20 protein-coding genes and 2 pseudogenes are annotated in these 20304 nt (G+C 66.6%); 7 read left to right on the top strand and 15 right to left on the bottom strand.

Translation table 11 applies throughout. From position 1 onward, the window contains the following. Positions 1-356: pseudogene (locus tag CSQ99_RS06825) on the top strand (HNH endonuclease); the annotation flags it as partial. Here the strand turns inward: CSQ99_RS06825 and CSQ99_RS06820 are convergent. Both CSQ99_RS06820 and CSQ99_RS06815 read right to left on the bottom strand, forming a co-directional pair. Beyond that, positions 335-1243 carry an N-acetylglutamate synthase, CG3035 family gene (locus CSQ99_RS06820; protein ID WP_099038283.1) on the bottom strand — a complete coding sequence of 303 codons (909 nt, stop codon included), beginning with the start codon at positions 1241-1243 and terminating at the stop codon, positions 335-337. The pseudogene CSQ99_RS06825 and the gene CSQ99_RS06820 overlap by 22 nt on opposite strands. Next, positions 1243-1839, bottom strand: a complete 597-nt coding sequence (locus CSQ99_RS06815; protein ID WP_099038282.1) for a peptide deformylase — start codon at positions 1837-1839, stop codon at positions 1243-1245. The genes CSQ99_RS06820 and CSQ99_RS06815 overlap by 1 nt, the downstream gene beginning before the upstream one ends. A 136-nt stretch (positions 1840-1975) precedes the next feature. Here CSQ99_RS06815 and napA point away from each other — a divergent pair, with 136 nt between their 5' ends. The 5 genes from napA to CSQ99_RS06790 are packed head-to-tail and all read left to right on the top strand — an operon-like array spanning position 1976 to position 5269. After that, the gene (gene napA / locus CSQ99_RS06810) at positions 1976-2284 is read left to right on the top strand and encodes a nucleoid-associated protein NapA (protein WP_099038281.1); all 309 of its coding nucleotides are present in this window, start codon (positions 1976-1978) and stop codon (positions 2282-2284) included. A 53-nt stretch (positions 2285-2337) separates the two neighbouring features. Next, positions 2338-2799 carry a LytR C-terminal domain-containing protein gene (locus CSQ99_RS06805; protein WP_099038280.1) on the top strand — a complete coding sequence of 154 codons (462 nt, stop codon included), beginning with the start codon at positions 2338-2340 and terminating at the stop codon, positions 2797-2799. Positions 2800-2809: 10 nt separating this feature from the next. Next, positions 2810-3520, top strand: a complete 711-nt coding sequence (gene sodC, locus CSQ99_RS06800) for a superoxide dismutase[Cu-Zn] (RefSeq protein WP_099038279.1) — start codon at positions 2810-2812, stop codon at positions 3518-3520. Then, positions 3477-4634, top strand: coding sequence for a glutamate--cysteine ligase (locus CSQ99_RS06795; RefSeq protein WP_425437788.1), 1158 nt, complete (start codon positions 3477-3479; stop codon positions 4632-4634). Before sodC ends, CSQ99_RS06795 begins: the two co-directional genes overlap by 44 nt. A gap of 2 nt (positions 4635-4636) precedes the next feature. Next, complete coding sequence (locus tag CSQ99_RS06790; protein WP_099038278.1) at positions 4637-5269, top strand: LON peptidase substrate-binding domain-containing protein; 633 nt, start codon at positions 4637-4639, stop codon at positions 5267-5269. Positions 5270-5275: 6 nt separating this feature from the next. On the opposite strand, the gene CSQ99_RS06785 is transcribed toward CSQ99_RS06790, so the two are convergent. The 7 genes from CSQ99_RS06785 to CSQ99_RS06755 are packed head-to-tail and all read right to left on the bottom strand — an operon-like array spanning position 5276 to position 12264. Next, positions 5276-6169 (bottom strand): SAM-dependent methyltransferase, encoded by an 894-nt coding sequence (locus CSQ99_RS06785; RefSeq protein WP_099038277.1) that lies wholly within the window; start codon positions 6167-6169, stop codon positions 5276-5278. Then, positions 6156-6512 (bottom strand): monovalent cation/H(+) antiporter subunit G, encoded by a 357-nt coding sequence (gene mnhG / locus CSQ99_RS06780; RefSeq protein WP_099038276.1) that lies wholly within the window; start codon positions 6510-6512, stop codon positions 6156-6158. Before mnhG ends, CSQ99_RS06785 begins: the two co-directional genes overlap by 14 nt. Beyond that, positions 6509-6799, bottom strand: coding sequence for a monovalent cation/H+ antiporter complex subunit F (locus CSQ99_RS06775; protein ID WP_099038275.1), 291 nt, complete (start codon positions 6797-6799; stop codon positions 6509-6511). Before CSQ99_RS06775 ends, mnhG begins: the two co-directional genes overlap by 4 nt. After that, positions 6796-7332, bottom strand: coding sequence for a Na+/H+ antiporter subunit E (locus tag CSQ99_RS06770; protein WP_099038314.1), 537 nt, complete (start codon positions 7330-7332; stop codon positions 6796-6798). Before CSQ99_RS06770 ends, CSQ99_RS06775 begins: the two co-directional genes overlap by 4 nt. After that, entirely contained in the window at positions 7332-8924 is a 1593-nt protein-coding gene (locus CSQ99_RS06765) for a Na+/H+ antiporter subunit D (RefSeq protein ID WP_099038274.1), read from the bottom strand. Before CSQ99_RS06765 ends, CSQ99_RS06770 begins: the two co-directional genes overlap by 1 nt. Continuing rightward, on the bottom strand, positions 8921-9391 hold the full coding sequence (locus CSQ99_RS06760; protein ID WP_099038273.1) for a Na(+)/H(+) antiporter subunit C: 471 nt from the start codon (positions 9389-9391) through the stop codon (positions 8921-8923). The genes CSQ99_RS06765 and CSQ99_RS06760 overlap by 4 nt, the downstream gene beginning before the upstream one ends. After that, positions 9388-12264 carry a Na+/H+ antiporter subunit A gene (locus tag CSQ99_RS06755; protein WP_099038313.1) on the bottom strand — a complete coding sequence of 959 codons (2877 nt, stop codon included), beginning with the start codon at positions 12262-12264 and terminating at the stop codon, positions 9388-9390. The genes CSQ99_RS06760 and CSQ99_RS06755 overlap by 4 nt, the downstream gene beginning before the upstream one ends. Positions 12265-12392: 128 nt before the next feature. On the opposite strand from CSQ99_RS06755, the gene CSQ99_RS06750 reads away from it, so the two are divergent. After that, a complete protein-coding gene (locus CSQ99_RS06750) occupies positions 12393-13811 on the top strand; it encodes an FAD-dependent monooxygenase (protein WP_099038312.1) in 1419 nt (472 codons plus the stop codon). Here the strand turns inward: CSQ99_RS06750 and CSQ99_RS06745 are convergent. The 6 genes and pseudogenes from CSQ99_RS06745 to CSQ99_RS06720 all read right to left on the bottom strand — a co-directional run bounded on the left by CSQ99_RS06745 (position 13736) and on the right by CSQ99_RS06720 (position 20297). Beyond that, entirely contained in the window at positions 13736-14191 is a 456-nt protein-coding gene (locus CSQ99_RS06745) for a DUF1707 domain-containing protein (RefSeq protein WP_099038272.1), read from the bottom strand. The two genes, CSQ99_RS06750 and CSQ99_RS06745, sit on opposite strands and share 76 nt — an antisense overlap. A gap of 91 nt (positions 14192-14282) precedes the next feature. Further along, a complete protein-coding gene (locus CSQ99_RS06740; protein ID WP_176560903.1) occupies positions 14283-16499 on the bottom strand; it encodes an AAA family ATPase in 2217 nt (738 codons plus the stop codon). A 1-nt stretch (position 16500) separates the two neighbouring features. Beyond that, positions 16501-17352 carry a CDP-alcohol phosphatidyltransferase family protein gene (locus CSQ99_RS06735; protein ID WP_099038271.1) on the bottom strand — a complete coding sequence of 284 codons (852 nt, stop codon included), beginning with the start codon at positions 17350-17352 and terminating at the stop codon, positions 16501-16503. A 92-nt stretch (positions 17353-17444) separates the two neighbouring features. Beyond that, positions 17445-18137: pseudogene (locus CSQ99_RS06730) on the bottom strand (phosphatidylserine decarboxylase); the annotation flags it as partial. Between the two features lie 40 nt (positions 18138-18177). Further along, positions 18178-19386, bottom strand: a complete 1209-nt coding sequence (gene moeA, locus CSQ99_RS06725; protein ID WP_099038270.1) for a molybdopterin molybdotransferase MoeA — start codon at positions 19384-19386, stop codon at positions 18178-18180. Then, on the bottom strand, positions 19386-20297 hold the full coding sequence (locus CSQ99_RS06720; RefSeq protein ID WP_099038269.1) for an SDR family NAD(P)-dependent oxidoreductase: 912 nt from the start codon (positions 20295-20297) through the stop codon (positions 19386-19388). Before CSQ99_RS06720 ends, moeA begins: the two co-directional genes overlap by 1 nt. Between the last annotated feature and the right edge of the window lie 7 nt (positions 20298-20304).

Below are 20304 nucleotides of genomic sequence, written 5' to 3'. Positions count from 1 at the left end.
TTCACCATCTGATCAAGACGTTTCACACCGGAGCCTGCGGTTGGAGTGACCGCCAACTGCCGGACGGCACGATTGTGCTGACGTCCCCGAGCGGGCACACCTACACCACCGAAGCTCACGGCGCGGCGATGTTTCCCGCGCTGGGGCAGTCCACCGGTGAACTCGACCTCCCGGCACACATGGCGGACCCCGAGGCCGATCGCAGCGTGATGATGCCGCGGCGCAGACAAACCCGCGCTCAGGACCGCCAGGACCGCATCAACGCCGAACGACGCGAACGCACCGAACTCATCGCCGAAGAAGAACGCCAACGCCAAGCCTGGCTCGCCGCCAACTACCAACCACCACCCTTCTGAATGGCGTCGGCTCGAACATAGCGCGAGCGATGGTGAAGCGAAAAGCCGATCGACTCGAAAAGCGCTATGGCGGAGGTGTTGTCGTCGAGCACCTGCGTGTAGGCGCGCGACGCGCCCTGCTCGGCGCCCCAGGACAGCAGCGCGGCGCAGAGTGATCGCGCGTGGCCGTGGCGGCGCTGATCCGCGGCGACCTTCAACGCCGACAAGCCCACCCAGCGCGTGCCGTCGGGTGCATGGGTGACGGCCGCCCGCGCCACGGCCACACCCGGGACGGCCGCGAAAACCACGTCGCCGTCGACTACTGCGGACAAGACCTCGACCGGCACGTCTCGGTCATAGATGCGCAGCCACTCGTCATCCGGTCGCAAGGCCAGAACTACCGCGTCACGCGGAGCGGTCGGCGCGATATCGCATGCCATGACGAGGTTCTCGGCGTCGGCCTGAATGTGCGGCGGAATGCGAAGCAGCCGATCCGGCGCGCTCACCAGCGGCGCCAGCGACCGCGCCGCATACCATTCGGTAACCGCACTCATATCGGTGCTAACTGAAAAGTCGAGTGGCACAGCTGAATTAGCACGTCTCGTGCTGCCGTGCCCGAAGCGGCAGAACCAACCGGCCACCCATTGCTGCTCAACTCCGGGCCAGGCCAGCGCCGCCGCATGCTCGAGGTTGCGAATGTCTGCCGCGCGCACCGGTGCGCCGCCGAGCGCCTTGATCACGACCACCTCGTCGAGTGAAACGTCGACCACATCCCCACGCTTCGTGCGCACCCGCAACGTCGGCGCGGTCTGCACCAGATGACCGATCACGTCTGTCAGCGGTGGAACCGACCCGGCGGGCAGGCGATAACGAATCATCACCCGCGTTCCCGCCGGCGGGAGTTGCATCAGTGACCGAAGGGGTCGGGATCCTTGCCAGGCTCCCACGACAGCCCCGGCACGCCCCATCCGCGCGATTTCACCGCGCGCTTCGCGCTTCGGGCATGCCGGCCGACCAGCCGATCCAGATACAGGAATCCGTCCAGGTGTCCGGTCTCGTGCTGCAGCATCCGCGCGAACAAGCCGGTGCCCTCCAGCGTGATCGGCGTGCCGTCGGCGTCGAGGCCCTTCACTCGAGCCCAGTCGGCCCGGCCGGTCGGAAACGATTCCCCCGGCACCGATAGGCAGCCTTCGTCGTCGTCATCATCCGGGTTCGGCATCGTCTCCGGAATCTCGGACGTCTCCAGCACCGGGTTGACGATGACGCCCTTGCGCCGCGTGGTCCTGCCGCGCTCGTCGGCGCAGTCATAGACGAACACCCGCTTGGACACACCGATCTGATTCGCGGCGAGCCCGACACCGTTGGCTGCTGCCATCGTGTCGTAAAGGTCGGCGATCAAATCGGCGAGGTCTGCGGGCAGCGAACCGTCGTCGCCGACGGGCACGGGCTCGGTCGCGGTGTGTAGGACGGGATCTCCTACGATGCGGATAGGTACTACGGCCACGCGCAACAGCTTAAGTCGGCAATCCTTATCGTCCGACTCGCGGGCATGTCGGACGTCCCAGCTTGCAAACCCGTGGTTGAATGAGCGCCGAACCACAGCGATGTCATTTCGAGTGTTAGAAGGGTCCAACAGCGAGATGGACGGCGCAATCGCGCGGACTGAGCAATCCGGGGACGAGTCTGCCCTTGCCGATGGGCTGACCCGGCGCGAGCACGACATCCTGGCGTTCGAGCGTCAGTGGTGGAAGTACGCGGGTTCCAAGGAAGACGCGATCAAGGAACTGTTCTCCATGTCGGCCACCCGCTACTACCAGGTGCTGAACGCGCTTGTGGACCGCCCCGAGGCGCTCGCAGCGGATCCGATGCTGGTCAAGCGGTTGCGACGGATGCGATCGAGCAGGCAGAAGGCACGTGCGGCGCGCCGATTGGGCTTCGACCTCACCTGAGCGCCGTCGGGGGATTCACCGACCCGCTCGTCCGGCTGGATACAGTGAACGCAATGAATCAGCAGAGCTCCTCAGGCCTACCCCTGCGCGCCATGGTGATGGTGCTGCTGTTCCTCGGCGTCGTGTTTCTCCTGGTGGGCTTCCAAGCGATGGGTTCTGGCGACGACGACGGCGAGCAATCGCCGATCGCGACGACCACCGCGACCACCACCAGCGCGAGTCCGTCGGAGTCCCCGGAGCCGGCGCGGCCCGAGGTGCGGGTGTTCAATATCTCGACAGTCCAGGGCGCCGCGGAGGGCACGGCAAATCGGCTCCGTGAGGGCGGCTGGAACGTCGCCGAGACCGGAAACCTCGAGCTGCCCGAGGTGACAGTCAACACCGTGTACTTCACCGAAGCGCCGGGCGAGCGGGAAGCTGCAGAAGAAGTCGGCCGGTTGTTGGACGCGCCGGTCGAACCTCGACTGCCCGAATTGTCAGAGCAGCCGCCGGGCGTGCTCGTACTGGTCACCGGTTAGGCTCTTGCACATGCTCAAGAACGTCGCTGTCGCAGCTTGCTTCGCAGTTCCCGCTCTCGTGTTGAGCGCTTGCAGCGCCCCCGAACAACCCGCCACCACGCCGGGCACCACGCCGTCGGTCTGGACCGGTTCGCCTTCACCGTCGGCGCCGCCCGGTGAGCACGGGGGTGGCCACGGCGAAGGGCACGAGGGTCAGGCCAGTGGCCAGAAGCTGACAACCGACCTGAAACTCCCGGACGGAACCACGGTCGCCACGGCCGAGATCGCGTTCACCGGGAATTACGCCACCGTCACCGTGCAGACCACCGCCCCGGGAGAGCTGGCTCCAGGCTTCCACGGCCTGCACATCCACTCGGTCGGCAAGTGCGAGGCCAACTCGGTCGCGCCCACCGGCGGTGCGCCCGGCGACTTCAATTCGGCCGGTGGACATTTGCAGGTGGCCGGGCACAGCGGCCACCCCGCCAGCGGTGATTTGTCATCGCTGCAGGTTCGCGAGGACGGCTCGGCGTTGTTGGTGACGACGACCGACGCGTTCACCGAGGCGGACCTGACGGGCGAGGCCAAGACCGCGATCATCATCCACGAGAAGGCGGACAATTTCGCCAACATCCCGCCGGAGCGCTACCAGCAAGTCAACGGCGACCCGCCGCCAGACGAGACCACCCTGGCGACCGGCGATGCCGGAAAGCGCGTGGCGTGCGGTGTCATCGGCGGAAGCTAGCCACCACATAGACTTCGTCGGCTCACCTCGGCCGACGCTCGGGGTGGAATGGGAGTTCGCGCTCGTCGACGCCGAGACCCGCGATGTGAGCAACGTCGCCACCGAGGTGATCGAGGAGCTCGGCGCGAACAACCCGCGGGTACACAAAGAACTGCTGCGCAACACTGTCGAGATCGTCACCGGCATCTGCGATTCCGTCCCCGAAGCGATGGACGACCTGCGATCGACGCTGGGGGCCGCGCGCAAGATCGTCCGCGGCCGCAACATGGAGCTGTTCTGCGCGGGTACACATCCGTTCGCGAAATGGTCACCGGAGAGCCTGACCGATGCGCCCCGCTACGCCGAGCTGATCAAGCGCACGCAGTGGTGGGGGCGCCAGATGCTGATCTGGGGTGTCCATGTGCACGTGGGAATCTCGTCAGCGCACAAAGTGATGGCCATCAACACGTCGCTGCTCAACCACTATCCGCACCTGTTGGCGCTCTCCGCGTCGTCGCCGTTCTGGGACGGTGAGGACACCGGTTATGCGTCCAACCGCGCGATGATGTTTCAGCAGCTGCCCACGGCCGGCTTGCCGTTCCACTTCCAGACGTGGCGGGAATGGGAAGGCTTCGTTTACGATCAGAAGAAGACCGGCATCATCGACCATATGAACGAAATCCGTTGGGATATCAGGCCCTCGCCGCACATCGGCACGGTGGAGGTGCGGATCTTCGACGGGGTTTCCAACATCCGCGAGTTGAGCGCGTTGGTGGCCTTGACGCACTGTCTGATCGTCGACCTCGACCATCGCCTGGACGCTGGTGAGCGGCTCCCCACCATGCCGCCCTGGCATGTACAGGAAAACAAGTGGCGCGCAGCCCGTTACGGCCTGGACGCGGTGATAATCCTGGACGAGGACAGCAACGAACGTCTGGTGACCGACGATCTCGACGACCTACTGAACCGGCTCGAGCCGGTAGCCGCCTCGCTGAATTGTGCCGACGAACTGCGACTGGTCTCCGACATCGCGCACTCGGGTGGGTCTTATCAGCGTCAACGGCGGGTCGCCGAGGAGCACGACGGCGACCTGCGTGCGGTGGTCGACGCTCTGGTCGCCGAGCTGGATATCTGAGGATGCCCGCCACACCGATGTTTCCGCTGCAGGTCGCGATGCTGCCCGGGGAGGAGCTGCCCCTCCGGATCTTCGAACCTCGTTACACCGCAATGGTTTCAGACTGCTTAGCCGCAGATGATCCGGCGTTCGGGGTGGTGCTGATCGCAGCGGGGCGCGAGGTCGGCGGCGGAGATGTCCGCAGCGACGTCGGTGCGATGGCCCGCATCGTGGAGAGTGCCGACTTGGGGGGTGGCCGGTATCGACTGCGGTGTGTGATGGCCGAGCGGATCAGGGTGGTGGAATGGCAGCCCGACGACCCCTATCCGCGAGCGGCGGTCGAGCACTGGCCCGATGAACAGGGTGAGAACGTCGACGTTGAGGCGATCAAAGATATCGAGGATCGCATGATCGCGCTGTTCGAGCGGATCGCCAATGCGCGCGGTGCACAGGTGGTCGCGCGCGACATTGTCGCGGGTGCCGACGCGTCGGGCGACGCCGCGATGTGGTTGTACACCTTGGCTTCCCGTCTCCCGATGGGGCAGGCGGACAGATACGCCGTGCTTGCCGCACCCACTGTCGCCGCACGAGTGGGGGCACTGCGCGAAGCGGTCGACACGGTCACCGCGATGGTCGAGTTCCAGCTGTCTGAGTAGTCCGGCCTAGCCGCGGGCGCCCTCGACGAAGACGGTGCGCGGCGTGGCGTCCTCCTTCGCCGCCGAAGGCGGGCGGCCGTAGCGTTCCATCAGCGTGCCGGCCTCCTCCGACGACACCCGCCACCCGTGATCCATCAGCCAATCGGCGACGTCGGTGCGGTCCTCGATGAACCAGAGGTCGGCGATGTCGGGGGTTTCGGTGTCGTCGGCGCCCGCCGCTTCCCGCATCTGGCGCAGCTGTTCGCGTCGTCGCGCGAGGTACTCGGGATCGAAGAACTCGGCGCCGAAGGACTCGACCGCGACGCGACTGCCGGCGGCACTGAGTTCGTGGATGCGCTCGAACAACAGGTCCTGGCCTTCGGCCGGAAGGTAGGGCAACAGGCCCTCGGCCGCCCATGCCGTCGGTTCCTGCGGATCGAAACCCGAGTCGCGCAAAGCCTTCGGCCAATCCTGGCGCAGATCGATGGGCACTGCGACATATCGGGCCGCCGGCTGATCGGAGGCCAACGTTTCGGCCTTGAACGCGAGCACCTTCGGCTGGTCGATCTCGAACACCACGCTGTCATCGCGCCACGGCAGTCGCCAGGCCCGGGCATCGAGCCCGGCGGCGAGGATGACCGCCTGCTCGATCCCGTGCGCGCCTGCGGCGACGAAGAAGTCATCGAACCACTTGGTTCGTGATGCGGCGTAGTTCGAGATTGCCCGGATGCGCTGCTCCATGTGGGCCGGGGGTAACTGCCAACCGCGGGCGATGGCCGCATCGATGAATCGCTGGGCGTAGGTGTCGGTGAACAGTGGGCATTCCGATGACGCCTCCCGCGACCGGGCCCAGGCCACCCCCAGTGCCGTGGCGCCGACGCCCTCGGTGATGTCCCAGCTGTCGTCCTCAGTTCTGGCCATTGTCCCCCTCGGATTCGGCGAACTCGTACATTTCGTCCTTCGTCAGCAGGTCATCGCGGAGGTTCTGTTCCCGGTAGGCCAATTGACCGACCCTGTTGGCCACCACCGGTGCGGTGATCACCGTGAACAACCCGGTGAGGATGACCATGCCGACATCGGCGTGTCCGCTCAACCGGATTGCGGCACCACCCAGCACCAGCAGCAGTCCGAGCACCTGCGGCTTGGTCGCGGCGTGCATCCGTGTCAGCGTGTCGGGGAAGCGAACCACACCGATGGCTGCGGTCAGCGCGAGCGCGGAGCCGCCGAGGATGAGTACGGCGGTCACGATGTCGAGCACGTTCATCCCTGCCTCCTGGTGTTGGCCGACTTGCGGCCGATGTCCGGAACACGGAACCTGGCGACGCTGACAGAGCCGACGAAGCTGATCAACGCCAATGCAGTGAGGGCATAGGTGACCGTGGTGTCGAGGCTGTAGGCAGCCCAGGCGCCCACACCGCACATGGTCACGGCGACGAGGGTGTCCAACGCCACCAGTCGATCCAATGTGCTGGGACCCGTGAGCAACCGGATCATCGTGACGCCGGCCGCCGCCGTCAGCATCACCGCTGCAGCCACCCACACGTAATTCATGCGCGATCCGCCTTGTCTGTCGAAGGCCGCCAATCCTTTTCGCGCTCGAATGTCGCGATCAGCATGCGCTCCACCTCCGTGACCTGGCTGTAAAACCGGGCCATCGCCCGTTCGTTGCCGACGTTGATCACGTGCATGTAGAGCATCCGCCGACTCTGATCGATCTCCAGCACGATCGAGCCGGGGATCAGGTTGAAGATGTTGACGGCCAACGCCAGCACGAGATCGGATTTGACCGCGAGATGGGCGCGCAGGACCGCCGACAACGGCGGCGGGCCGGGCTTGATGGCCAGGAACGCAACCTGGACCGACGACAGCACCAGGTAGTAGGCGACGGTGACGATCAGTCGCAGTAGTGACAGCGGATGCACTCGGCCTTCGACGGGTACCGCCGGCAGCGGTAGCAGCAAGATGATGACAAGCGCGACGAGCAATCCGGAAAGGATGTTCGCCGCAGAGAACGTGCCCCACAACAGAATCCACACCAGCATCAGCCAGCACACGACCCATACGCGCAGAATGTTGCGTCTCATCATTTGCCCATCACCGCCGAGATGTACTGCCCGGGGTCGAGCACCTGGTCGGCGGCCCGCTCGCAGTAGGCGAAGAACGGGCCGGCGAGCAGAGTCATCGAAAGTCCGACCGCGATAAGCGCACCCGTCGGCGCCAGCATGCCCACGGGCATCCTGCCCACGTCGTCGCGGTCCAGGAACTCGACGTCCTCGGAATCATCGAGTAGTGCCGTCGGCGCGGCCGCCGAAAGATGTCCTTCCGGTGCATCCTCTCGGGACCGCCAGAATGCCTTGGTCCACACCCGGACGATGACGTAAAGGGTCAGCAGGCTGGTGACCACGCTTCCGCCCACCAGGGTCCACGCCAGGGCCGAGCCACTTTGAGCGCCCGCCTCAAGCAGTGCGACCTTGCCGATGAACCCGGAGAACGGTGGAATGCCACCGAGGTTGAGGGCCGGGACTACGAACACGAATGCCAGGATCGGGCTGGCGGCGGCGAGCCCGCCGAGGCGCTGCAGCGTGGACGCGCCGGCCTGGCGTTCGATCAGCCCGACGACGAGGAAAAGCGTCGTCTGCACCACGATGTGGTGGGCCACATAGTAGATCGCTCCGGACATGCCGAGCTCGCTGGACAGTGCGATGCCGAACACCATGTAGCCGATATGGCTGACCAGGGTGAACGACAACAACCTTTTGATGTCGCTCTGAGCGATCGCGCCCAAGATGCCGACGAGCATGGTCAGCAGCGCAGCCACGAGCAGCAACGGGTCCAAACCCCCGCTGGGGAACAGCAGTGTATGCGCCCGGATGATCGCGTAGACACCGACTTTCGTGAGTAGGCCGGCGAAGACCGCGGTGACGGGTGCGGGTGCGGTGGGATAGGAGTCGGGCAGCCAGGCGGAGAGCGGGAAGACGGCGGCCTTGATGCCGAACCCCACGAGCAGCACCGCGAACAACGCGGTGCGGGTGCCGGATGAGACGTCGCCAAGTCGCACCGCCACCTCGGCCATGTTCAGCGTGCCGGTCGCGGCGTAGACGAGCGCGATGCCGAACAAGAACACCAGCGACGACACCATCGACACCATGACGTAGGAGATGCCCGCCCGGACCCGGTCCTTGCTGCCACCGATCGTCAACAGCACGAAGCTCGCAGAAAGAAGCACTTCGAATCCGACGAACAGATTGAACAGGTCGCCCGCCAGGAACGCCGTGCAGACGCCGGCCGAAAGCACCAGGTAGGTGGGCAAAAATATCGACACCGGCTGGCGTTCGTCGCCGTCGCGAATGCCCTGCCCGATGGCGTAGAAGACCACTGCCAGCAGAACTATCGACGACACCAGCAGCATCAGCGCCGAAAGGCGGTCGACCACCAGGGTGATGCCCAGCGGCCCCATCCCCTGCTCGGACGGACCCCAGCCACCGACCTGCAGGGCTAGGGTGCCGTCCCGGTCGGCGAGGTACAGCAGCGCAGCGCACACGACCACGACCACCGAAAGTGCGCCCAGCGCAATCAGTCTCTGCAGCCGCGGCTTGCGGCCCGCCAACAATGTCACGGCGGCGCTCAGGGTGGGGATCAGCACGGGCAGCGGCGTCAAAACCGCGGCGAGCGTCATCGCGAGCCCTCGTGTCCGGGTAGAGCGTCCAACTCGTCGGGCTCGTCGGTGTCGCGGGCCGCGTCGACTTGGGGACGGTCCTCCTCGATGGCCACCGCGTCCTTGGCGGCGATTTCGGAGACCTTCGCGTCCTCTGGATCGTCACCGACTTCTTCTTCAGTGGTAAGCCGGTAGGTCCGGTATGTCATTGCCAGCACGAACGCGGCGATACCCATGGTGATGACGATGGCCGTCAGGATCATGCCCTGCGCCAACGGATCTGCGGTGTTCGTCTGACCGTCGCTGGTGCGTCCGCGTATCGGTGGGTTCCCCGAGGGGCCACCGACCATGAGGATCAGCAGGTTGATGCCGTTGCCGATCAGCAGCAGCCCCAACAGCATCCGAGTCAGGTTGCGTTCAAGCAACAGGTAGACACCCGTACTGATGAGTCCGCCGATCATGATGAGCGGGACGAGGTAGGTGGTCATGCCGCGTCCACCGCCCTGCGCTGCCGGCCCATCTCTTCGTCGATGCGCGCACCGAGGCTGCGCAGCACATCGAGGACGAGTCCGACGACGATCAGGTATACCCCGAGGTCAAAGAACAGCGCCGTGACGAACTTGACGGTTCCCAGCACCGGCACGTCGACCTCGATCAGCGCCGAGGACAACACCGGAGCACCCACAAGTAGCGAAGCCGCTCCGGTGCCCGCGGACAACAGCAGGCCGGTGCCCAGGATCTTGCCCGCGTCCAGGGGAAGGGTCTCGCCGAGTTCGTAGCGACCACCCGCGAGATAACGCAGCACCAGCGCCAGGCCCGCCGTGAGCCCACCGGCGAAACCGCCGCCCGGGGTGTTGTGGCCGGCGAAGAAGAAGTAGGCCGACAACACCATGATGAGCGGGAAGATGATGCGCGTCGCGACCTCGAGCACCAGCGACCGGTTTCGTGGGTCACGCAACTCGCTACCCCGTAACCATGTGACGTCGCCGGCGGCCGGACTGTGCGTCGTCGGCAACCGGCCGATGTCGGGCTGACCGGCGTCAGAGACCCTGGGCGCGATGCCGAAGCGCTGGTGGCGGAACACCATTGAGGCCACACCGGTCGCGGCGACCAGCAGAACCATGATCTCGCCCATGGTGTCCCAGGCGCGGATGTCGACGAGCAGCACGTTGACGGTGTTGGCACCGTGGCCACGGAAATATGCGGCGTCGGGCAGCAGCTCGGCGATCGGTGTACCGGTGCGGGCGGCCATCGCGTAGACGGCCAGGGTGGTAACACTCCCGCCGACCGCGATGGCCAGTGCCGCTCTGGCCCAACGGAACCGGTTGATGTGGATGCGGTCGGCCTCGGCGGGCAGCGTACGCAGAACCAGAACGAAGATGACCAGCATCAGTGTTTCGACGAGGAACTGGGTCAGCGCCAGGTCTGGTGCTCCGTGGAAGGCGAAGATCGCGCCGCAGCCGTAACCGGTCACCCCGACCAGCAGCACGGCAGCCAGTCGGTTGCGCATCATGGTGGCGCCGAGCGCGGCCGCGAGCACGATGAGACCCACCACGACCTGAATCGGTGAGCCCCACACCAAGAAGTCCGGTCGATCGCGGGCGCCCATCGCCAGCGCAACGGTCGGGACCAGCACGAGGGTGGTCAGGATCACCGACTGCGTCGCTGGAATCGAACCGCGCTGAGTGGCCGCGGTTAGCCGGATCGAGAGCACGTCCAGTGCATGGACTACCGCGTCGTAGATCTTGTCGGCGTTGCCGAGGGGTTCGCGAACGGTGCGTATGCGGCGCAGGCGGGACCGGCCGAAGAACGCCGCGGTGCCGACCGCAAGGACGAGAACCGACAACAGCAGCGGCAGCCCGAGTCCGTGCCACAGCGCCAGGTCGTAGTCTTCTCCGCCGGGCACCGTGTCCGCGTAGCTGTCCAACACGTTGTCGAGCTGGGTTGGCCACAGCCCGAACAAGAGCCCGGCCGCGGCCAGCAACGCGGGCGGCAACATGAAAGCGATTTCGGGGCGGTGCATTTCGGCCACCCGGGTGCTGGGCTCCTGGCGTCCTTTGCGGCCGAAGGCGCCAACCAGGAAGCGCAGGCTGTAGATGGTGGTGAACACCGAACCGAGCACGATGCCCGCGAGTACGAACGGTGCGGCCGAGCCGAGCACCGGGCTGTGCAACACGGTTTCGAGGTCGGCCTCCTTGGCGACGAAGCCGAAGAACGGCGGCAGCGCCGCCATGCTGGCCGTGGCGCCGACGGCGATGATCAGCAGGCTCCTGCTGCGCGCACCGAGCCAGGCCAGTCTGCGGATGTCACGGGTGCCGGTGGCGTGGTCGATGACCCCGACGACCATGAACAGCGACGCCTTGAACATCGCGTGCGCGCACAGCATGGCCAGCCCGGCGAGCATCATGTCGCTGCCACCTGAACCAACCATGACCGTGATCAGCCCGAGTTGGCTGACCGTGCCGAACGCGAGGATCAACTTGAGGTCGTACTCGCGCACCGCCCGCCAGCCGGCCATCAGCATCGTCAGGATCCCGAGCGTGATGACGATGGGGCGCCACGGTGGGGAATCCGCGAAGCCGGGTGTCATGCGCGCCAGGAGGTAGACGCCGGCCTTGACCATCGCCGCGGCGTGGAGATACGCACTGACCGGTGTCGGGGCCGCCATCGCGCCCGGTAGCCAGAAGTGCATCGGCACGATCGCCGATTTGGACAGCGCCCCCACGAGGACGAGCACGACACCGACGGAGGCCGCGATGCCCGTCGGTGGCGACGCGATCAGCTCGGAGAGCAGGTAGGTACCCGCCATGTTTCCGAGCACGATGATGCCGACGAGCATCGCCAACCCGCCGAACGTCGTCACCAGCAACGCCTGCGTTGCGGCGCGGCGGCTCGTGGCGCGCTCGGCATAGTGTCCGACCAGCAGGAACGACAACACCGTCGTCAGCTCCCAGAACACATAGAGCAGAAGCATGTTGTCGCTGGTCACGAGGCCGAACATCGCGCCGGAGAACGCGACCATCTCGGCGGCGAAGCTGGGCAACCGCTTCTCGGCGTGCCCGTCGTGGTGCTGGAAGTAGTCGGCGCAGTAGAACAGGACCAGCGCGCCGATGGCCAGCACGAGCACGCTCATGATCGCCGCGAGCGAATCGAACCTCAGCGTGAAGTTCATCGACAGCTCAGGCACCCACGGCACGTCGACTGTCGCCGCCGCGCCGGGCGCCGGCCAGCTGGCCGCGACCCAAACCAGTGATCCCAGTGGCACCAACGCCAGCGGGTAGAACGCCATCCGTCCCCAGCGGTACACGAGCAGGGGAGCCAGAGCGGTTGCGACCGCGTGGGCGATGAGGATGGCGAGCAAGGGCACTCCGTTTCTGTCGTAGGTCGGCGGTGAGCCGTCGGCGAAGGGCAGATAGCGGGGTGTCAGCCGGTTAGGGCTCTGGGCTTATCGCCAGTCTACGTGGGCCGATGCAGCTACCATCCGGCCTCATGGACACAGCTGATGTGGTGGTGGTCGGCGCAGGCCCCACCGGGCTGATGTTGGCCTGCGAACTCGCACTCGGCGGCGTCGAGGTGCGGGTGCTCGAGGAACGCGCCTCGACACCCAACGTCACCAGGGCTTTCGCGGTGCACGCCCGCACCCTGGAACTACTCGATGCGCGCGGGATGGCCGAGGATCTGATTCCGCGCGGCGTGCCGGTGTACGAGGTCGCTCCGCCCGGCGGAAAGGCAATGGACCTGCGCGAGCTGCCCGGCAGGTACGCGATGTTGTTGATCGTCCCGCAGAGCGGCACCGAGCAGGTGCTCGAGGGCCGCGCCGGCGAACTCGGGGTGCCGATCGTCCGCGGCGCCGAAGTGGTCGCGTTGAGTCAGGACGGCGACGGCGTCACGGTCGAGTGCGCCGACGGCGAGTCCATTCGCGCGAAGTATGTAGTGGGATGCGACGGCGCGCACAGCACGATCCGGGATCTCGTCGGCATCGACTTCGTCGGCAAACAGTACGAGACACACATCCTGCTTGCCGATGTCGCTCTGCTGCGCGCGCCGGGAGACACCTTGACCGGCGTTACCAACGAGCGGGGCGTCGTATTGATGATCCCGTTCGGCGATGGCTGGTTCCGCGCCATCGCGTGGGACCGGTTACGCGAGCAGGCGCCGATGACCGAACCCGTGACGCTGGACGAGATCCGCGATTCGTTCGTCCGTATCGCCGGCGAGGATTTCGGCATGACCGATATGAGGTGGAGTTCGCGGTTCCTGTCCGAACGAAGGCAGGCGCGCCACTACCGGTCGGGTCGGGCGTTCATCGCAGGCGACGCCGCCCACGTGCATTCCCCGCTCGGCGGGCAGGGCATGAACACCGGCATCGGGGACGCGATGAACCTGGGTTGGAAACTGGCCGCCGCTGTCAACGGATCCGCACCGCCTGCGTTGTTGGACAGCTACGAGGCCGAGCGGCATCCGGTCGGCGCCGCGGTGCTGCGGACGACAGACGCGTTCAACCAGGTGGTGCTCGGGCGTTCGAGGGTGCAGCGGATCGTGCGCAACATCGTGATCGGCACGTTGACCCGCGTGCCGAGAACCAGGCGGCTGATGCGGGAGTTCCTCAGCGGTATCGGTATCGCCTACGCCCACCGGCGTGGCGATAATCCGTTGGTAGGCCGTCGGATGCCGGACATCGACTGCAACGGCACGCGCGTGTACGAACTTCTGCGCGAGGGCAAGTTCGTGTTGGTCACGGCCGCGCCGGTGGAGATCGGCCGGTCCGACATCGTGCATGTCGTCGGCAGGCATCCGGAGCTTCCCGATGCCGTGCTGGTCCGGCCGGACAGCTATGTAGCCTGGGCTGACGACCGGATGCCCAGTGCCGCCGAACTGGTTGCGGCGATGGACAACTGGTTGCACTGACGGATCGGCAGCGCGTGGCCGAGTACTCCGATGCCTGCACCGAGGATCGGCCAGACCGGCCAGAAGTACCAGGCGCCCGCGGTGAGACCGACGACCAGCCACACCGTCAGCACGATGACGACCATCGCCAGGTAGGCCGCCAGGTGGATCTGCACTCCGCGTCTGGCCGCCCTTTGGCGAGCCTGCCTGCGCGCCGGATCGTTGCGCCGAATCCGGTCCAGGGGCAGATCTGCGACGAGTTCGCGCAGCTCGTCGGTGGTGTGCGCGGCGAACGTGGCTTGCAGCCGGCTCTCGTACTCATCGAGCGCGAAATAGCCCTGCGCAAGTGCCTGGCCCAGCTGGTTGGCGGTCTGTTCCCGCTCGCGATCGCCGGCTCTCATCACGCCTCCCGAAAGATCGATCTTGACAGTGTCTAGTTCTGGATTCGACTATGCGCCTTCAACTAGTCACTGTCAAGATCCGATCTGCGATTCAGCGAGCGGAGAATGCCCGCAGCGCCTCGACCTGAACGGGATCGAGCGACGGCCGCACGGTCTCGCGGGCCTTGGCGACGTCGGCAGCGGTGACGGCGGCGGCGTCGATGGAGCGCCGCATGGCCGTCAGCGCGGACTCGCGCAGCAGTGCCACACAGGCGGCGGCGCTGTAGCCGTCGAGCTGATCGGCCAGCGCGTCGAGGTCGACGTCGTCGGCGAGTGGGACGGATTTGCCTGCGGTCCGCAGGATCTCGCGGCGCGCCTCGGCGTCAGGCGGCTCGACGAACACCAGCTTCTCGAGCCTGCCGGGCCGTAGCAGGGCCGGGTCGATCAGGTCGGGCCGGTTCGTCGCCCCGAGCACCACCACGTTGCGTAGCGGCTCGATGCCGTCGAGTTCGGTGAGTAGGGACGCCACCACCCGGTCGGTGACGCCGGAGTCGAAGCTCTGTCCGCGTCGCGGCGCCAACGCGTCGAGTTCGTCGAGGAAGACCAGCGACGGCGCCGAGTCGCGGGCGCGGCGGAACAGATCGCGGACCGCCTTCTCCGATGCGCCGACCCATTTGTCCATCAGCTCGGCGCCCTTGACGGCATGCACACTGAGGCGGCCCGAGCTGGCCAGTGCCCGCACCACGAACGTCTTGCCGCAGCCGGGCGGACCGTAGAGCAGGACGCCGCGCGGCGGCTCGACGCCGAGGCGCTCGAAGGTCTCCGGATGCTGCAGCGGCCACAGCACGGCCTCGGTGAGGGCCTGCTTGGTCTCGATCATGTCGCCGACATCCTCGAGTGTCACCGAACCGACCGAGACCTCTTCGGTGGCCGACCGCGAAAGGGGCCGGATGACGCTGAGCGCGCCGGTCAGGTCATCTTGCGCCAGTGCGGGTGGCTCACCGTCCGTGCTGGCCCTTGCCGCTGCGCGGAGTGCGGCCTCACGCACCAGGGCGGCAAGGTCGGCGACGACGAAACCCGGTGTGCGTTCGGCGATTTCACCGAGCTCCAGAGCCCCGGCTGGGACGTCGCGCAGCAATACCTCCAGCAGCTGCTTGCGGATGGCCCCGTCGGGCAGGCTGAGGCCCAGCTCGCGGTCGCAGAGGTCAGGTGCCCGCAACCGCGGGTCGAGGTTGTCGGGGACCGCCGAGGTGGCGACGAACGCCACACCGCGGGTGGCGACGGCGGTGCGCAACTCGGTGAGGATCAGTGTCGCAACGGGTTCCGCGGGCGAGGGGAGCAGCGCGTCGATATCCGTGATGAGCAGCACGCCGCCGCCGTCACGGACGGTGGACACCGCGGACGCGACGCTGGTGAGCCGGTCCTCGGCGCGTAGTGCACCCACCTCGGGGCCGTCGAGCTCGACGAGCCGTCGATCGGCGCAGACAGTGCGCACCATGGTGGCCTTGCCGACGCCGGCGGGCCCGGACACCAGAACGCCGAGATTGGCTGTGGCGCCCAGTGTCTCGAGAAGCTGCGGCTGGTCGAGTGCGAGCTTGAGCCATTCGGTCAAACGGGAGGCCTGGGCATGCGCGCCCTTGAGGTCGTCGAATCCGATGGTGCGCGACGTCGACTCCGCGGGGGAGGTGATGGTCGGCTGGCCGGACGTGGTGGTCCGCGTCGGAGTGACTCCGTCACCCCAGGTCACAAGTGAATTAGGTTGTACGCTAACGGGTCCCGGGGGGTCCACGCCTGTCACGGTGAGGAGTTCTGAGGTCCACGTGATGCCGACCGACGACGCGAGTGCGGAGGTGGCCGCCGAGGTGGGGATGTCCGGGCCGAGCTCGCGCGGGAGTAGCGACACGGTGTCGCCGACCGTCATCACCTTGCCAAGCAGGGCCTGACGCAGCGTCGCCGGCGAGATCGACTGGGTGGCGAGGTTCGAGCCGGACAGCGTCACAGAACGTGCGCCGTACACGGTCGCCGGTGCAACCAGTACCGCGGTGTCCTCGCGGACACCGGCGTTGGACAGTGTGACGTCGTCGAGCAACGCGGTGCCTGCCGGAGTTCCCGGCGGCGCCACCCCCGCCACCGCGGCCGTGGTCCGAGAGCCAGTCAGCGCCACCGCATCCCATTCCCGAATGCCCAGCGCCGCAATTACTTCGGGATGGAGCCTGACCACCCCACGCCGAGTGTCCGATGCCGACGTGTTCAGGCGGGCGGTCAGCGTGAGTTGCTGTTTGAGGGCGGGGCGGTCGGTTGCGGACGTCCCCGAGTCGAAACCGGTCACGTCAGGAGCCCGGCCTGCGCAATCCGAGTCGCGTCACGGACCTCCGGTGCGGCTGCGCGCGCCGTATGGCCCGTCGCGCCTGGCGCTGTTGGCGAGGTTTGTCGCCCCAGACTTCGGGATGGGCGGCCAGGAAGCGCCGGGTCCGGATCGCGAACGGGATATGGATGACGTAACCGAGGATGATCGCCAGGATCACCAGATAAGGGAACAGGATCGATGCGGCGACGCCGATGGCCAGGAGCGCGAGCAGCAGCGGGACCATGTTCGACGACACCGAGAAGGTATGGATCTTGCGCATCGGGAGCGAGCTGACAGCCAGCAGCGAGACGCCGATTATCCAAATCACCACCGCGGGTTCGGATGTCCACCAACCTTCACCGAACTGCATCTTGGCCGCCAGCGGACCGATCGCGCCGATCGCACCCGCGGGAGCGGGCATCCCGACGAAGTACTTGTTCTCGTAGTCGGGCTTGGCCACGTCGAGCATCGCGTTGAACCGCGCCAGCCGCAACACTATGCACACCGCGTACAGCAGCACCACGATCCACCCGATGCGGGACGTCGACAGCAGGGTCCCGTAGACGATGAACGCCGGTGCAACACCGAAGTTCACGGCGTCGGCGAGCGAGTCGATCTCCTCACCCATGCGCGACGTCGCCTTGAGGATCCTGGCCATCCGGCCGTCGAGCGCGTCGAGAATCGCGGCGATGGCAAGGAATGCCATCGCCTCGGTCGGGCGATCGTCGAGCGCGAACTTGACCGCACTCAACCCGAAGCAGATGGCGGCCACAGTCATGGCGCTTGGCAGGATGCGCAGGCTGACGACCGGCGCCTTGACGCGGGGTCTGATCATGCCGGAGCCGCCCCGGCGGCGACATCAGACGCCGGAGCCGCCCCGGCGGCGACATCAGACGCCGGAGCCGCCCGGCCGGCGACATTCGGCCCCAGCTCGGCCAATACCGTCTCGCCGCCGAGTGCGCGCTGACCGACGGTAACCAGGAGGTTCGAGCCGGCAGGCAAGTAGGTGTCGAGCCGTGAACCGTACCGGATCAGGCCATATGTGTCGCCGATCGTCAGCTTGTCGCCCACCTCCGCGTCACACACGATGCGGCGGGCCACCAGTCCGGCGATCTGCACCGCGATCACCTGCACACCTTCTGGGGTGTTGATGACGAGGCTGTTGCGTTCGTTGTCCTCGCTGGCGGCCTCGAGTTCAGCCGAGTGAAATTTTCCGGGCTGGTGGGCCACCGCGACCACTTCACCGCTGATCGGGACGCGTTGTACGTGGGTGTCCAATATCGACAAGAAGATGCTGACCCGCGGCAATGGTGTTGCGGGCAGGCCGAGTTCGGCAGGTGGCACCGCTTCTTCGATGAGGCAGATCAGTCCGTCTGCGGGCGCCACGACAAGGCCGGGTCGCTCCGGTGGCACCCGTGGCGGGTGCCGAAAGAACGCGGCGTTGGCCGCTGCGGAAACGAGTCCCGCGCGCCGCAGCCAGCGGCTGCGGTAGCCGAGCGCCGCCACGGCGAGGCTCGCGCCAACGAACGGCAAGCCGGCTGGGTGCATTGGAGGTACGGAGGAACGCACCAGCGCGGCAAAGCGTGCCGGGCCGGATTTAATGTCGGGGCGTCTGGCCATCGTGGGCCGATTCTACGGGCGAGGCGTGCCGCTAATTGGGCTATGTCAAGTCCCAGACGTGAACATGGGATCCACCGGCGAGTTCGGCGGTTTCCTCATCGATCTCCAATAGGCAGTTCGCCGACGCCAACCACCGCAGGTGATGGGATGCGGGCGGCCCGTAGCTGGTGACCGTGGCCTGACCTGTTTGCGGGTCGGTGTCGAGCACTCCGCGGCGGAACTGGCGCTTCCCGCGCGGTGAGGTCAGATCCTCGAGCAGGACGGCCGTGCGCCGCGGGCGATCGGGATGAGGCAGCCCCATCGCGCTTCGCAGGGGCGAGCGCAGAAACACCTCGAACGACACCAGCGCGCTGACCGGATTGCCGGGCAGCGTGATGATCGGCGTGCCGTCCACGGCCCCCGAGCCCTGCGGCATTCCGGGCTGCATGGCGACCTTGACGAACTCCACCTGTCCGGCTCCGAGTGCGTCCTTGACCACCTCGTACGCGCCTGCGCTCACGCCACCGGTGGTGATGATCAGGTCGGCATCGCCGGTGTGGCGGGCGAGGGCATCACGGAACACAGCGACGTCATCCCCGGTGGTCGGCGCGGCCACCACCTCGGCGCCGGCGTCGCGGAGGGCCGCGGCGAGCATGACTGCGTTGGATTCGTAAATCTGGCCGGGTTCGAGGGGTGTGCCCGGTGCTACGAGTTCCGAGCCGGTGGACATCACCAACACTCGCTGCCGGGGAATCACGGTCAGCTCGCTCAATCCGAGGGCGGCGGCCAGACCGAGCGCCGCGGGGGTGATGAGCTGTCCCGCGCGCAACACCGTGGTGCCCGCGGTGACGTCCTCGCCCGCGCGGCGGACGTGCTGGCCCGGTTTGGCGCTCGCGCGTATCTCGACGGTGTCGGTGGCGGCATTCGTGGCCTCGACGGGGATCACGGCGGTTGCACCCGTCGGCAACGGCGCGCCGGTCATGATCCGGTGTGCGGTACCGGGTTTCAGTGTCAGCGGGTCGGTCCGCCCGGCCGGGATGTCCTCGGCGACGGGCAGGTGAACGGGCTGCTCGGCCGTCGCATCTGAAATATCTTCGGCGACAACGGCATATCCGTCCATGGCGGAATTGTCGAAGCCCGGCAGCGACAGCGGGGCCACTACGTCTTGAGCAAGCACCAGCCCAAGCGTGTCATCGAGCGGCACGGTGATCGGTGCTCGGCGACGGATGAGGTCGGCAACGACGCGCTGATGCTCTTCGACTGACCGCATCAGAGTGGGTAGTTCACGCCGGTCAGTTCCTCGGACACCGTCCACAACCGGCGCTGGATCGCCTCGTCGTGTGACTGTGCGCTCGAGGCAACGACTTTCGGATTGCCCTTGACCTCGCCGATTCCGTCGGGTCCGTAGTACTGACCACCTTGTGCAGCCGGGTCGGTCGCCGCGCGGAGGGTCGGCAGTGCGCCCTTTTCGGCGGGCTGGGCCACGATCTTCCACAGACCGTCCGGGATGAAGCCGGGCAGGTGACGCATGAGTTCGGTATCGGAGAAGCCGGGGTGCGCGGCGAGCGCGACGGTCGGAGCGCCCTTGGCTTTCAGACGCCGCTGTAGTTCGTAGGTGAACATCAGGTTGGCGAGCTTCGACTGGCCGTAGGCCTTGACGCGGTTGTAACTGCGTTCCCAGTTGAGGTCGTCGAAGTGGATCGCGGCGATGATCCGGTGGCCGACGCTGCTGATGGTCACCACTCGGGATCCGTCGACACCGAGCAGGTTGTCGAGTAGCAGGCCGGTCAACGCGAAGTGGCCGAGGTGGTTGGTACCGAACTGCATTTCAAAGCCGTCCTTGGTGGCCTCTCGGGTCGGCACGTACATGACGCCGGCGTTGTTGATCAGCAGGTCGATGCGCGGGTGATTGGTCCGGAGGTTGTCCGCCGCCTTGCGGATGTTCTCCAGCGAGGTCAGGTCGAGCTGCTGCAGGCTCAGCTGGGCGTCGGGACTCGCCTTCTTGATGCGGGCGACGGCCTCGTTGCCCTTGTCGAGGTTGCGCACCGCCACGACGACATGTGCACCCTTGCCGGCGAGGACGGCGGCGGTGTCGAATCCAAGTCCGCTGTTGGAGCCGGTGACGATCGCTACCCGGCCGGATTGGTCCGGTATATCTGCCGCGGTCCAGTTGGCGCTCATCCGATCA

It is taken from the genome of Mycobacterium neglectum, assembly GCF_002591975.1.
Classification (GTDB): Bacteria; Actinomycetota; Actinomycetes; order Mycobacteriales; family Mycobacteriaceae; genus Mycobacterium; species Mycobacterium neglectum.
The sequence above is the reverse complement of the archived record's forward strand: the minus strand, read 5'-3'. Positions and strand labels throughout refer to the sequence as shown.